Origin of the sequence: Modestobacter versicolor, from assembly GCF_041028285.1 — a bacterium.
Classification (GTDB): Bacteria; Actinomycetota; Actinomycetes; order Mycobacteriales; family Geodermatophilaceae; genus Modestobacter; species Modestobacter versicolor_A.
In genome coordinates this window covers 658391-670071 of record NZ_JABGDB010000002.1, presented here as the reverse complement: position 1 = coordinate 670071, position 11681 = coordinate 658391, and the positions used below count along the sequence as shown (strand labels likewise).

Genomic DNA, 11681 nt, shown 5'->3' with positions numbered 1-11681 from the left:
CCGGGGGTGCGGCGTGCACTAGTTTGCCGACGTCGACGATGACCACGGACCGCGCGGCAGCCGGACGGGATGGGGCTGATGGGCGCGGAGACGACAGCCGGCCTGGTGGGCCGGGACGCGGAGATCGACGCGCTCGACCAGCGGCTCCGCGACGTGCCGCACCGCGGCGCCGCCGTCCTGGTCCGTGGCGAGGCCGGCATCGGCAAGTCCGCCCTCCTCCACCACGTGTGCCAGGCCGCGGCCGGACACGGACTGCGGGTGCTGAGCACCGCCGGCGTGGAGTCCGAGGCGACCCTCCCGTTCGCCGGCCTCCACCAGCTGGTACGGCCGCTGCTCGGCCGCCTCCCCGCGTTGCCCGTCCCGCAGCGGCGCGCGCTGAAGGCGGCGTTCGGCATGACCGACGACGCGGCACCGGAGCTCTTCCTGATCGGGCTGGCGGCCCTGACCCTGATCAGCGACAGCGCCGCGGACCAGCCGCTCGTGCTCGTGGTCGACGACGCCCACTGGCTCGACCGGCCCAGCGCCGACGTCCTCGGCTTCGTCGCGCGGCGGCTGGAGTCGGAGGCGGTGGTCCTGGTGGCGGCCCAGCGCGACGGCTTCCCGCCCGTCCTCGCCGGCCCGGCGCTGCACGAGCACCACCTCCAGCGGCTGGACCCCCGCTCCGCCGAGGGCGTCCTCGCGCGGCGGGCACCGCAGCTCGACCCGGCCGGACGCCGGTGCCTGCTGGCCGCGGCCGCGGGCAACCCGCTCGCGCTCGTGGAGCTGCCCCTGGAGGGCGCGGGGGACGACGGCGCACCCCTGACGCTGACCGCCCGGCTGGAGCACGCCTTCGCGGCCCGCCTCCCCGGGCTGGCCGGCGCGACCCGGGACCTGCTGCTGGTCGCCGCCCTGGACGACGAAGGCGACCTGGGCGAGGTCCTGGCCGCTGCGTCCGCGCTCCGCGGCGACGAGGTGACCGCGGAGGCGCTGACCCCGGCGGTGGAGGTCGGGCTGCTCAGCGCCGACGGCAGTCGGCTGACCTTCCGCCATCCGCTGGTCCGTCACGCGATCCGCCAGCGGGCCACCCTGGCCGAGCGGCAGCGCGCCCACCTCGCGCTGGCCGGGACGGTGCGCGGCGGCGACCGGCAGGTCTGGCACCGGGCGGTCGCCTCCGACGTGCCGGACGACGAGGTCGCCGCCGAGCTGGAGGACACCGCGGCCCGCGCCCAGCGCCGCGGTGGCGTCGCAGCGGCGCAGGCGGCGCTCGAGCGCGCCGCCCGGCTCACCGCCGACCCGGCGGAACGGATGCGGCGCTACCTGCGGGCGGCCGAGCTGGCCTTCGAGTGGGGGCGCCCGGACGTCGTCGACCGACTCCTGCAGGAGACCGCGGCCCTCGACGTCCCCGCCCGGGAGCGGGCCGGCATGACGGTGATCCGGGAGGGGTTCGAGGAGGGCATCCACGACGTCCGTGCGGGCACCCGGATGCTGACCGAGGTCGCCGCCGCGGCCGCCGCCGACGGCCGGGCCGACCAGGCGTTGAGGTTCCTCCAGGCTGCGTCGCTGCGGTGCTGGTGGGCCGACCCCGGCGCGGAGGCACGCGCCCGCCTCGTCGAGGTCGTCGAGCAGGCGCTCGACCCGGACGACCTGCTCGTGCTCGAGGTGCTCTGCTACGTGGCGCCGTTCGACCGCGGGGCGGTGCCTCTCGAGCGGTTGCGCGCGCTGTCCGACGGTCCGCTCGACCCGGCGCAGGCCCGAGCCGCCGGCTTCGCGGCGAGCGTCGTGGGTGACCTCCCGCTGGCCGTGGAGTTCCTGACGTCGGCGCTGGCGGGCCTCCGGGCCGACGGCCGGCTCGGACTCCTGGGCCGGGTGCTCGCCGTGCAGGCGTGGAGCGCGCTCAACGCCGGGCGGTTCGACCTGGCCGCCACGGCCGCCGACGAGGCCGCCCGGCTCGCCGCCGACTCCGCCCAGCCGCTGATGGGCGCCGTCGCCCTGGTGGTCCAGTCGGTGGTCGGGGCGCTCCACGACGGCGAGGACGTGGAGCCACGCCTCGCCGAGGCGGCCCGGCTGGGCCTGCAGGTCGACTCGAACGCCGTGCTGGCGCTCGTGCAGTTCGCCCGGGGCGTGGCCGCGTTGGACGAGGGGCGGCACCAGGCCGCCTGGGACCAGCTCCGCCGCCTCGCCGACCCCGCCGACCCGGCCCACCACCCCGTGGTGCACAGCTTCGCCGTCGCCGACCTGGTGGAGGCCGCCGTCCACAGCGGGCACCGGGCCGAGGTCGAGCCGATCGTGGCCGACCTCGAGGCGATCGCGGCGCGCACGCCGTCGCCGGTGCTGCACGTCGGGCTGCGGTACGGCCGGGCGCTGCTGGCCCCCGAGCACGAGGCCGAGGGGCTCTTCGCAGCCGCCCTGGCGGCGGACCTGGGTGCCTGGCCCTTCGCCCGTGCCCGCCTGCAGCTGGCTCACGGGGCCTGGCTGCGGAGGTGCCGGCGGGCGGCAGAGTCCCGTGCCCCGCTGCGGGCCGCGCGGGACACCTTCGACGCCCTGGGCGCTGCTGCCTGGGGCGACCGGGCGCGGCAGGAGCTGCGGGCCTCGGGGGAGCAGAGCAGGCCGCGCACCCCGGAGGCCCGCGAGCAGCTGAGCCCGCAGGAGCTGCTGATCGCGCAGCTGGCCGCCGAGGGCCTGACCAACCGGGAGATCGGCGCGCGGCTGTACCTCTCGCACCGGACGGTCGGCACGCACCTGCACCGGATCTTCCCGAAGCTGGGCATCACCTCCCGCGTCGCCCTGCGCGCCGCGATCGGTCCGTGACCGGCCGGTCCACCGTCGGCGGAACGGTCATCTGACGTACGCGGGACCGGGGCACCGCTTCCTACGGTCGGTCCACCAGCGCTGAGTCGGCCACCCCGGTCGCCCCGGTCGCTGCCGACCGAGAGGAACGACGATGACCATCGACACCGACGCGAGCCCGGCGGCCGAGGAGAAGCCCACGGTGGTGCTCGTGCACGGCGCGTTCGCCGAGTCGGCGAGCTGGAACGGGGTGATCGAGCAGCTCCGGGGGGAGGGCTACCCGGTCGTCGCCGTGGCCAACCCGCTCCGGGGCCTGCGCGAGGACGCCGGCCAGCTGCGCAGCGTCCTGGACCGGGTGAGCGGCCCGATCGTGCTGGCCGGACACTCCTACGGCGGCTCGGTGATGAGCGTGGCGGCCGACGGGCACCCCGGCGTCCGCGCGCTGGTCTACGTGGCCAGCTTCCTGCTGGCGGAGGGCGAGAGCACCGGCGAGCTGGCCGGGAGGTTCCCCGGCAACGAGCTGGGGTCCGCGCTGGACCCGGTCCCCGTCCCCGACGGCAAGGGCGGCACCGTCACCGACCTGTACATCCAGCCGGACAGGTTCCGGCCGGTCTTCGCCGCGGACGTGCCCCCGGAGGTCGCCGAGCTGATGGCCGCGACGCAGCGGCCGATCACCAGCGAGGCGCTGGAGGAGAAGGCGACGGCGGCGGCCTGGCGGACCATCCCGTCCTGGACCCTGGTCACCCGGCAGGACCTCGCCGTCCCGGCCGAGGCGCAGGTCTTCATGGCCGAGCGCGCGCAGTCCACGGCCGTCGAGATCGACGCCTCCCACGCGGTGGCGGTGTCCCGGCCGGGCGCCGTCGCCGACCTGGTCGTCGAGGCCGCCCGCGCCACCGCCGGCTGAGACGCCGAGGCACGCCGTCCCGCCCGCTCCGGGACCCAGCCGGAGCGGGCGCGCGGACGGCGACCCGGATCAGCTCTCCGGCGCGAAGGCCTGCGTGCCGAGGACGGCGAGGAGCGCGAGCCTGCTCGCGGCGTCGGTGCCCGGGGGAGCGGTGAGCACGAGCAGCACCTGGGACTCGTCCTCGGTGAACAGCGCCTGGCAGTCGACCTCGATCGGGCCGACCTCGGGGTGCAGGAGCACCTTGTGGTCCTCGAACCGCCGGCCCACCTCGTGGGCGTCCCACAGCTGTGCGAACTCGGGGCTCGTCCGGGTGAGCACGCGGACCAGCTCACCGGCCTGGGACGCCGCGCCCATCGACCCGTACGCGGCCCGCAGCGAAGCGACCTGGGCCCGGCTCTGCCGGGCGTGGTCGGCCGCCGGGTAGCACGCCCGTTCCCGCTCGGGGTGCACGAACCAGCGGTAGATGCCGCTGCGCTCCAGGCCGGTCAGGTGGCTGACGTCGCCGAACAGCGCCCGGGCCGGGCCGTTCTGCACGAGCGTCTCGCCCAGCGCGGTCAGGATGAGCGCCGGGGTGTCGGTGAGCCGGTCGAGGACGCGCAGCAGGCCCGGGGCGACGTGGTCGCCCCCGCCGACCCGGTCGGGGGCAGCGTGCCCGGCGACCCGGTACAGGTACGCGCGCTCGTCCTCGGTCAGCCGGAGGGCGCGCGCGAGCGAGGCGAGCATCTGCGTGCTCGGCTGCGGTCCGCGCCGCTGCTCCAGCCGCGTGTAGTAGTCGGTGGACATCGCGGCGAGGTGCGCGACCTCCTCCCGCCGCAGCCCGGGGGTGCGCCGGCGCGCGCCCTCGCTCAGCCCCACGTCCGCCGGCTGGAGGCCGCTGCGGCGCCGGACGAGGAAGTCGGCCAGGTCGTCGCGGTCCACCCGACCAGTGTCGCCGCTGCACGCCTGCCGCAGCCAGGGACCGGCGGTCCCCCGATCACCGCGCTCTGCCACGCGGTCCCGACCCGGCCGACGCTGAGGACATGGACATCGCGGGGAACACCGTCTTCATCCCCGGCGCGACCAGCGGCATCGGCCTGGCCCTGGCGCTGCGGCTGCACGAGGAGGGCAACACCGTCGTCGTCGGCGGGCGGCGCGCCGCGCTGCTGGAGCAGATCACGACCGAGCACCCCGGCCTGCACGCCGTGCAGGTCGACACCACCGACCCGGTGAGCATCCAGCGCGCCGCCGGTCAGGTGCTGGCCGAGCACCCGGACCTCGACGTGCTCATCACGATGGCCGGGATCATGCGGGCCGAGGACTGGACCACCCCGGGCGGCTTCCTGGCCACGGCCGAGGAGACGGTCACGACCAACCTGCTCGGTCCGATCCGGCTCATCGGGGCGTTCGTCGAGCACCTGCTGTCCCGGCCCGCCGCGACGATCATGACCGTCTCCTCCGGGCTGGCGTTCGCCCCGCTGCGGATCACGCCCAGCTACAACGCCACCAAGGCCGCGGTCCACATGCTGAGCGAGTCCCTCCGGCTCCAGCTGGCGGGCACCAGCGTGGCGGTGGTCGAGCTCGAACCGCCGTCGGTGCGCACCGCGCTGATGCCGGGTCAGGAGGAGAGCGACTTCGCCATGCCCCTCGCCGACTTCGTCGACGAGGTCACCGAGCTGATCCGCACCCAGCCGGACGCGCGCGAGATCCAGGTGGAGAACGTGAAGTTCCTCCGGTACGGCGAAGCGCGCGGCGACTACGACCACGTCGTCGCGACCCTCAACCACCTCGACCCGCACGGCGACTGACGTCCGGGGCCCTCGGCCCGACCGGCCGGTCGTGTTGTGCGTCTGGACACCCGGCGGAATGCTCCTCCGTGCGGGCGCGGTTCCCCCAGGCGGCGGGAGTCCCTGCCGGACGCCCCAGACCCGACCCGATGAACCCGGAGCCCCACCGTGCGCACGCGCCTGTCCGTCACCGTTGCCCTCACCGCTGCCCTGCTGCTGACCTCCTGCGGCGGCGGCTCCGACGACGCGGGCGGCAGCGCCGGCGGCTCGGACGACGTGCTCCGCGTCGCGACCGAGGGCACCTACGCGCCGTTCTCCTTCCACGACCCGGACAGCAACGAGCTGACCGGCTACGACGTCGAGGTGGCCGAGGCCGTCGGCGACGAGCTGGGCATGGACGTGGAGTTCAGCGAGACGCAGTTCGACGCGATCTTCGCCGGCCTGGAGGCCGACCGGTACGACGTCATCGCCAACCAGATCGGCGTCAACCCCGAGCGCGAGGCGAAGTACCTGTTCTCCACGCCGTACACCTACTCGAACGGCGTCGTCATCACGCGGGCCGACGACACCAGCGTCAGCTCGCTGGCCGACATCGCGGGCAAGACCAGTGCGCAGTCGACCACCAGCAACTTCGCCGAGGTCGCCACCGGGGCCGGGGCGCAGATCGAGGCCGTCGAGGGCTTCACCCAGGCGATCACGCTGCTCAAGCAGGAGCGCGTCGACGTCACCGTCAACGACAGCCTGGCCTTCCTGGAGTACCAGAAGACCACCGGTGACGAGGACGTGAAGATCGCCGCCGAGATCGACGACCCGAGCCGGTCGGCCTTCACCTTCCGCAAGGACAGCACCGACCTGCAGGCCCAGGTGGACGAGGCCCTCGAGTCGCTGCGCGCCGACGGCACCCTGGCCGAGATCTCCGAGGAGTACTTCGGCGAGGACGTCAGCGCGGAGTGAGCGCGATCGACTGGGACCTGGTCCGCAGCAGCCTCTGGCCGCTGGGCCGGGAGCTGCTGCGCGGGACGCTGCCCCTGACAGCGGTGAGCTTCGTGCTGGGGTTGGCCCTGGCCGTCCTCGTCGCGCTCATGCGGCTGTCGGGCAACCGGCTGGTGTCGGCGCCTGCCCGGTTCTACGTCTCGGTCATCCGCGGCACGCCGCTGCTGCTGCAGCTGTTCATCATCTTCTTCGGGTTGCCGTCCTTCGGCATCACCATCGACCCGTGGCCGAGCGCGATCATCGGACTGACGCTCAACGTCGGGGCCTACGCCTCCGAGGCGGTGCGGGGCGCCATCCTCGCGGTGCCGCGCGGGCAGTGGGAGGCGGCGATGACCGTCGGGATGGGGCGGGCGACCACGCTGCGTCGGGTGGTGTTGCCCCAGGCCGCCCGCATCGCCGTCCCCTCGCTGAGCAACACGCTGATCTCGCTGGTCAAGGACACCTCGCTGGTCTCGGTCGTCCTGGTCACCGAGCTGCTGCGCCAGGCCCAGGTCATCGCGGGGCAGACCTTCGAGTACTTCACGCTCTACGGCGTCGCGGCCGTCTACTACTGGGTGGTGTGCCTCGTGCTCTCCTTCGGTCAGACCCGGCTGGAGACCCGGCTGTCCCGGCACGTGGCCGCATGAGCGCCCCGCTGCTCGAGGCCCGCGGGCTGGTCAAGTCCTTCGGCGACAACCACGTGCTGCGCGGCATCGACGTCACGGTGCAGTCGGGGTCGGTCACCTGCCTGATCGGGCCGTCCGGCTCGGGCAAGACGACGGTGCTGCGCAGCCTCAACGGGCTGGAGATGCCGGAGTCCGGGACCGTCCGCATCGGCGACGTCCAGCTCGACTGCGCGAACCGGCCCGACACCCGGGCGATCGCCCGGCTGCGCGACCAGAGCGGCATGGTGTTCCAGGCGCACAACCTGTTCCCGCACATGACCGTGCTGGACAACGTGACCTCCGGGCCGGTCTTCGCGCAGGGCCGGCCGCGCGCGGAGGCGCGGGAGGAGGCCCGGGCGCTGCTGAGCCGGGTGGGCCTGGCCGACAAGGCCGACGCCTTCCCGGTCCAGCTGTCCGGTGGGCAGCAGCAGCGCGTCGGCATCGCCAGGGCCCTGGCCACCCGGCCGCAGGTGGTGCTGTTCGACGAGCCGACCAGCGCCCTCGACCCCGAGCTGGTCGGCGAGGTGCTGCAGGTGATGCAGTCGCTGGCCGCCGAGGGCTGGACGATGGTCGTGGTCACCCACGAGATGCGCTTCGCCCGCCAGGTGGCCGACCAGGTGCTGTTCCTCGACGGCGGCGTGGTGGTCGAGCAGGGCCCGCCGTCCGAAGTGCTCGTCGAGCCGCGCGAGGCCCGGACCCGGCAGTTCCTGCAGCGGCTGCTCGACCCGCTCTGACCGCACGGTGGCCGCGGGGCTGCCCGACGCCGGCCACCACCGTCCCGGGCGGGTCCGCACGGCAGACTGGCGCCGTGGAGCGGCATGACTTCGGCGCAGCGGTGCGTCGCCTGCGGGAGGGCACGGACCCGGCATCGGTCGGGCTGCCGGCCGGCGGCCGGCGGGTGCCCGGGCTGCGCCGGGAGGAGCTCGGCGAGCTCGCCGGGACGTCCGCGGACTACGTCCGCCGCCTGGAGCAGGGGCGGAGCCATCCCTCGGCCGGTGTGGTGAAGGCGATCGCCCGGGCCCTGCAGGTGAGCCGGGCGGACTACGAGCGGCTGAGTGCGCTCGCCGGGTACGCGGCCGCGGACGGGCAGGTGCCGACCGACCTGGGGCCGGGCGCGACGCGACTGCTGGAGCGGTTCTCCGACACGCCGATGATCGTCACCGATGCGGCGATGAACGTCGTCGCGGTCAACAGCGGGTTCCTGGCCCTGGAGCACTGGGACCTCCCCGGGGACCGCTGGGAGTGGAACGTGGCCTGGCGCATCTTCTGCCACCCGTTCGCCGCCTTCCAGCAGCCCGAACCCGACGCGGCCAGGCACGAGACGATCCAGGCGGCCCAGCTGAGGGCCGCGCTGTTGCGGTACCCCGGCGACGCGTCCCTCGCCGCCCTCGTCGACGAGCTGCGGACCCGGAGCCGGCGGTTCGACACGCTGTGGCGGGAACCGCGACCGGTGGCGGCGTACGAGAGCAGCGCGACGTTCACCCAGTCGGACGGGGACTCCGTCACGCTCGTCGGGAACCTGCTCGCGATCCCCGGCGACGACCTGGCCGCGGTCATGCTGACCGCCGCGCCGGGCTCGCGGGATGCCGCCCGGCTGGCGGAGGTGGTCGGCGCGGCCGACGGCCGGGCGGTCGTCGAGGTGGGCCAAGCCGGCCCAGGTTGATCCCGCCGGGACCTGCCACGTTGGGCGTGCAAGCACCCCAACGGCACGAGAGCAGGTACAGCGCGATGAAGGCAGTGCGTTTCCACGAGGTCGGCGGTCCGGAGGTCCTGCGCTACGAGGACGTCGACCAGCCCACTCCCGGCGCGGGTCAGGTGCGGGTGCGGGTGGCGGCCTCGGCGTTCAACGCCGCGGACGCCGGCATGCGCGGGGGGTTCCTGCCGATCCCGGTGGTGCTGCCGCACGTGCCCGGCTATGACGTCTCCGGCACGGTCGACGCGCTGGGGGAGGGCGTCAGCGGCCTGCAGGTGGGGGACGCGGTGATCGGGTTCCTGCCGATGGAGCGGGACGGGGGTGCGGCGGAGTACGTGGTCGCCCCGGCGGAGGCGCTGGTCCCGGCTCCCACGACCATCCCGCTGGCCGATGCGGCAGGTCTGCCGTCGGTGGCGCTGACGGCCTGGCAGGCGCTGTTCGACGACGGTGAGCTGACCGCTGGTCAGCGGGTGCTGGTCAACGGCGCCGGGGGAGTGGTCGGCAAGTACGCGATCGCGCTGGCCAAGCGGGCCGGCGTGCACGTCGTGGCGACCGCCAGCCCCCGCAGCAGCGCCGCGGTCCGGGCGGCCGGCGCCGACGAGGTCGTCGACCACACCACCACCGACCTGCTGGAGGCGTTGGACGAGCAGGTCGACGTCCTGGTCAACCTCGCGCCCGTCGACCCCGAGCGGTTCGCCACGCTGGTGGCCCTGGTCCGCGACGGTGGGAAGGTCGTCAGCACCACCGCGTTCATGGCGACCCCGGGTGACGAGGCCCGTGGCGTCACCGCAGCGACCGTGTTCGTGCTGCCCGACCGGGACCGCCTCGGGGAGCTGGTGTCCCTGGTCGAGAGCGGGGACCTGCAGGTCGAGGTCACCCGCCGGATCCCGCTGACCGAGCTGCCTGCGTTGCACGCCGAGGCCGAGGCCGGTCGCATCGCGGGCAAGGTCGTCGTCCAGCCCTGACCCGGCCGCCCTCGACGTGGTCGCCGCCACGCAGGAGGCCGGCTCAGCGGACCGGCAGTGCTGCCAGCCGCGCGGCCAGCTCGGCGTTGCGGCGCAGGAAGGGCACCCACCCGGCGGGCGCCCGGGTGCCGGGCGCCGGCCGGGAGCAGACTTCCTGGTCCCAGGCCCGGAGGCGGCCGTCCCGGATCCGCAGCCGGACCAGGACGTCGTCGCCCCAGGCGGTGACGTCCTGGTCGCCGTCGTCGACGGGCACGGTGACCCGCTGCGGCGCGACGACCCACTCGACCGCCTCGATCTCCGCCTGCAGCCGGGCCGCGGCCTCGTAGGCCTGCGCCCCGGCCGCGGCGTCGCGCCGGGCGGTCAACGCCGCCAGTGCGGCGGCGACCGCCGTCGGCTCGCGGTCCAGCACCGACCCCACGGCGCTCGCCAGCTGCGCGACCGGGGTGGCCTGCCCGCCGCGCACCCGCGCGAGCTCCCGCTCCCCGGCCGTGCGGGCCGGGCCGGCGTGGCCGATCGGGTACAGCCGTTCCAGCCCGGACACGGCCAGCTCCGCCTTGCGCGCCCCGAGGTAGGGCCCGAAGCAGCGCACTCCCGGCGCCGTCCGGTGTGCCGAGGTGAGGCCGAACCGCGGCGCCTCCGGCGAGGCGTCCACCCGGATGCTGACGGGCACCTCGAGGCCGCCGACGACCCGGTTCCACGGTGGCATCGACCGCTCCAGCAGGTTGCGTTCGGCCCAGGCCGCCTCGTGCGCGGAGTCGCAGACCAGCGCCTCGATCGCGGCGACCCGGGCCACCATCCGGCGCAGGTGCCGGCGGTCCCGCAGGTCGCCCCAGTAGGAGCTGACCCGGCGGCGCAGCTCGACGGCCCGCCCGACGTAGAGCACGCGGCCGCCGGCGTCCCGGAAGCGGTACACGCCCGGGGCGACCGGCAGCGCGGCGACGGCGTCCGGTCGGGCGGGCATGCCCCATCGTGCGTACGGCCGGGGCGCCCGTGGTGGCGCCGCGCCGGACGGCTCCCCGGTCCGGTCGACGGCAGGTGGTCGGTGTCCACTTCCCGGCCGGCCTGGCAGGGTGGGTGGACGCCGGCACCGGGGAGGACGGATGACCGACCGCGCCGCCGAGGTGCGCGTCAAGCCGCAGGAGCTCCTGCTGTCGCTGGGCGGCGCGCTCGTCCTCGACGAGTACGAGGACTCCCTCCCCACGAGGGTGTTCCTCGACGTGCTCGGGTCCCTGGGCGTCAGCGACGACGCCACCAGGTCGGTGCTCACCCGGCTCACCGAGCGCGGCCTGCTGACCCGTCAGCAGGACGGGAGGGTGGTCAGCTACGGCCTGACCGACTCGTCCCGGACGGTCCTGCGGGAAGGGCGGGACCGGGTGGAGGCGGTCGAGCCGTTCCACCAGCCCAGCTCCGACTGGACGCTGCTGAGCTTCTCCCTCCCCGAGACGCAGCGGGACCTACGGTCCCGGCTGCGGTCGCGGCTCTCCTGGGCCGGCTTCGGCTGCCTCCGCGACGGGCTGTGGGTGGCGCCCGGCCGCGTCGACCTGGACCCGATCGTCGCTGTCGGCGCCGAGGTCGAGGGCCTGCAGATCGACGGCTTCGTCGCCTCGCCCACCCCCGGCACCGACGTCGCCCGCTTCGTCCGCCGGGCCTGGGACCTCGCCGCGCTGCGCCGGGAGCACGAGGCGTTCCTCGACCGGTGGGAGCGGCCCCTTCCCCGGGACGGGGACCCGGTCGCCCTGTTCACGCTGCTCGGCGCGCACTGGATCCGGCTGCTCCGGCTCGACCCGGTGCTGCCCGAGCGGTACCTGGGCGCGGACTGGCCCGCTCACCGATCGGCACGCGCCCACCGGGCCGTCTTCACGTCCCTGCAACCGCGGGCGCGGGCGGACTTCGCCGACCTCGTGCGGGACGCACGGTCCCGGCGGTGAGCCGGGCCGGTGGTCTGCGTCACAG

At 75.2% G+C, this 11681-nt stretch carries 11 protein-coding genes; 9 read left to right on the top strand and 2 right to left on the bottom strand.

Annotated features, from left to right (window positions below; all coding sequences use genetic code 11):
• Nucleotides 1-78: 78 nt before the first annotated feature.
• Both HL054_RS09605 and HL054_RS09600 read left to right on the top strand, forming a co-directional pair.
• Complete coding sequence (locus HL054_RS09605) at nucleotides 79-2787, top strand: ATP-binding protein (protein WP_369138725.1); 2709 nt, start codon at nucleotides 79-81, stop codon at nucleotides 2785-2787.
• 133 nt (nucleotides 2788-2920) lie between these two features.
• Nucleotides 2921-3670, top strand: a complete 750-nt coding sequence (locus HL054_RS09600; protein WP_369138723.1) for an alpha/beta fold hydrolase — start codon at nucleotides 2921-2923, stop codon at nucleotides 3668-3670.
• 69 nt (nucleotides 3671-3739) lie between these two features.
• Here HL054_RS09600 and HL054_RS09595 read toward each other — a convergent pair whose 3' ends face one another.
• Nucleotides 3740-4588 (bottom strand): helix-turn-helix transcriptional regulator, encoded by an 849-nt coding sequence (locus HL054_RS09595; RefSeq protein WP_369138722.1) that lies wholly within the window; start codon nucleotides 4586-4588, stop codon nucleotides 3740-3742.
• 101 nt (nucleotides 4589-4689) lie between these two features.
• Between HL054_RS09595 and HL054_RS09590 the strand changes: the two genes are divergently transcribed.
• The 6 genes from HL054_RS09590 (at nucleotide 4690) to HL054_RS09565 (ending at nucleotide 9728) form a co-directional block, all read left to right on the top strand.
• Nucleotides 4690-5454, top strand: a complete 765-nt coding sequence (locus tag HL054_RS09590) for an SDR family oxidoreductase (RefSeq protein WP_369138721.1) — start codon at nucleotides 4690-4692, stop codon at nucleotides 5452-5454.
• A gap of 147 nt (nucleotides 5455-5601) precedes the next feature.
• Nucleotides 5602-6387, top strand: coding sequence for an amino acid ABC transporter substrate-binding protein (locus tag HL054_RS09585; protein ID WP_369138720.1), 786 nt, complete (start codon nucleotides 5602-5604; stop codon nucleotides 6385-6387).
• Nucleotides 6384-7052, top strand: a complete 669-nt coding sequence (locus HL054_RS09580; RefSeq protein WP_369138719.1) for an amino acid ABC transporter permease — start codon at nucleotides 6384-6386, stop codon at nucleotides 7050-7052. The genes HL054_RS09585 and HL054_RS09580 overlap by 4 nt, the downstream gene beginning before the upstream one ends.
• On the top strand, nucleotides 7049-7804 hold the full coding sequence (locus HL054_RS09575; protein ID WP_369138718.1) for an amino acid ABC transporter ATP-binding protein: 756 nt from the start codon (nucleotides 7049-7051) through the stop codon (nucleotides 7802-7804). The genes HL054_RS09580 and HL054_RS09575 overlap by 4 nt, the downstream gene beginning before the upstream one ends.
• Nucleotides 7805-7878: 74 nt before the next feature.
• A complete protein-coding gene (locus HL054_RS09570) occupies nucleotides 7879-8733 on the top strand; it encodes a helix-turn-helix domain-containing protein (RefSeq protein WP_369138717.1) in 855 nt (284 codons plus the stop codon).
• A 65-nt stretch (nucleotides 8734-8798) separates the two neighbouring features.
• Entirely contained in the window at nucleotides 8799-9728 is a 930-nt protein-coding gene (locus HL054_RS09565) for an NADP-dependent oxidoreductase (protein ID WP_369138716.1), read from the top strand.
• Between the two features lie 43 nt (nucleotides 9729-9771).
• Here the strand turns inward: HL054_RS09565 and HL054_RS09560 are convergent, their stop codons facing one another.
• Nucleotides 9772-10689 (bottom strand): hypothetical protein, encoded by a 918-nt coding sequence (locus tag HL054_RS09560; protein WP_369138715.1) that lies wholly within the window; start codon nucleotides 10687-10689, stop codon nucleotides 9772-9774.
• Nucleotides 10690-10828: 139 nt separating this feature from the next.
• Here HL054_RS09560 and HL054_RS09555 point away from each other — a divergent pair, with 139 nt between their 5' ends.
• Nucleotides 10829-11656, top strand: a complete 828-nt coding sequence (locus tag HL054_RS09555; protein WP_369138714.1) for a PaaX family transcriptional regulator C-terminal domain-containing protein — start codon at nucleotides 10829-10831, stop codon at nucleotides 11654-11656.
• Nucleotides 11657-11681 lie beyond the last annotated feature (25 nt).

Coding starts and splice junctions, on each gene's coding strand:
- HL054_RS09605 (WP_369138725.1), top strand. CDS start 79: ATGGGCGCGGAGACGACAGCCGGCCTGGTGGGCCGGGACGCGGAGATC.
- HL054_RS09600 (WP_369138723.1), top strand. CDS start 2,921: ATGACCATCGACACCGACGCGAGCCCGGCGGCCGAGGAGAAGCCCACG.
- HL054_RS09590 (WP_369138721.1), top strand. CDS start 4,690: ATGGACATCGCGGGGAACACCGTCTTCATCCCCGGCGCGACCAGCGGC.
- HL054_RS09575 (WP_369138718.1), top strand. CDS start 7,049: ATGAGCGCCCCGCTGCTCGAGGCCCGCGGGCTGGTCAAGTCCTTCGGC.
- HL054_RS09565 (WP_369138716.1), top strand. CDS start 8,799: ATGAAGGCAGTGCGTTTCCACGAGGTCGGCGGTCCGGAGGTCCTGCGC.
- HL054_RS09560 (WP_369138715.1), bottom strand. CDS start 10,689: ATGCCCGCCCGACCGGACGCCGTCGCCGCGCTGCCGGTCGCCCCGGGC.
- HL054_RS09555 (WP_369138714.1), top strand. CDS start 10,829: ATGACCGACCGCGCCGCCGAGGTGCGCGTCAAGCCGCAGGAGCTCCTG.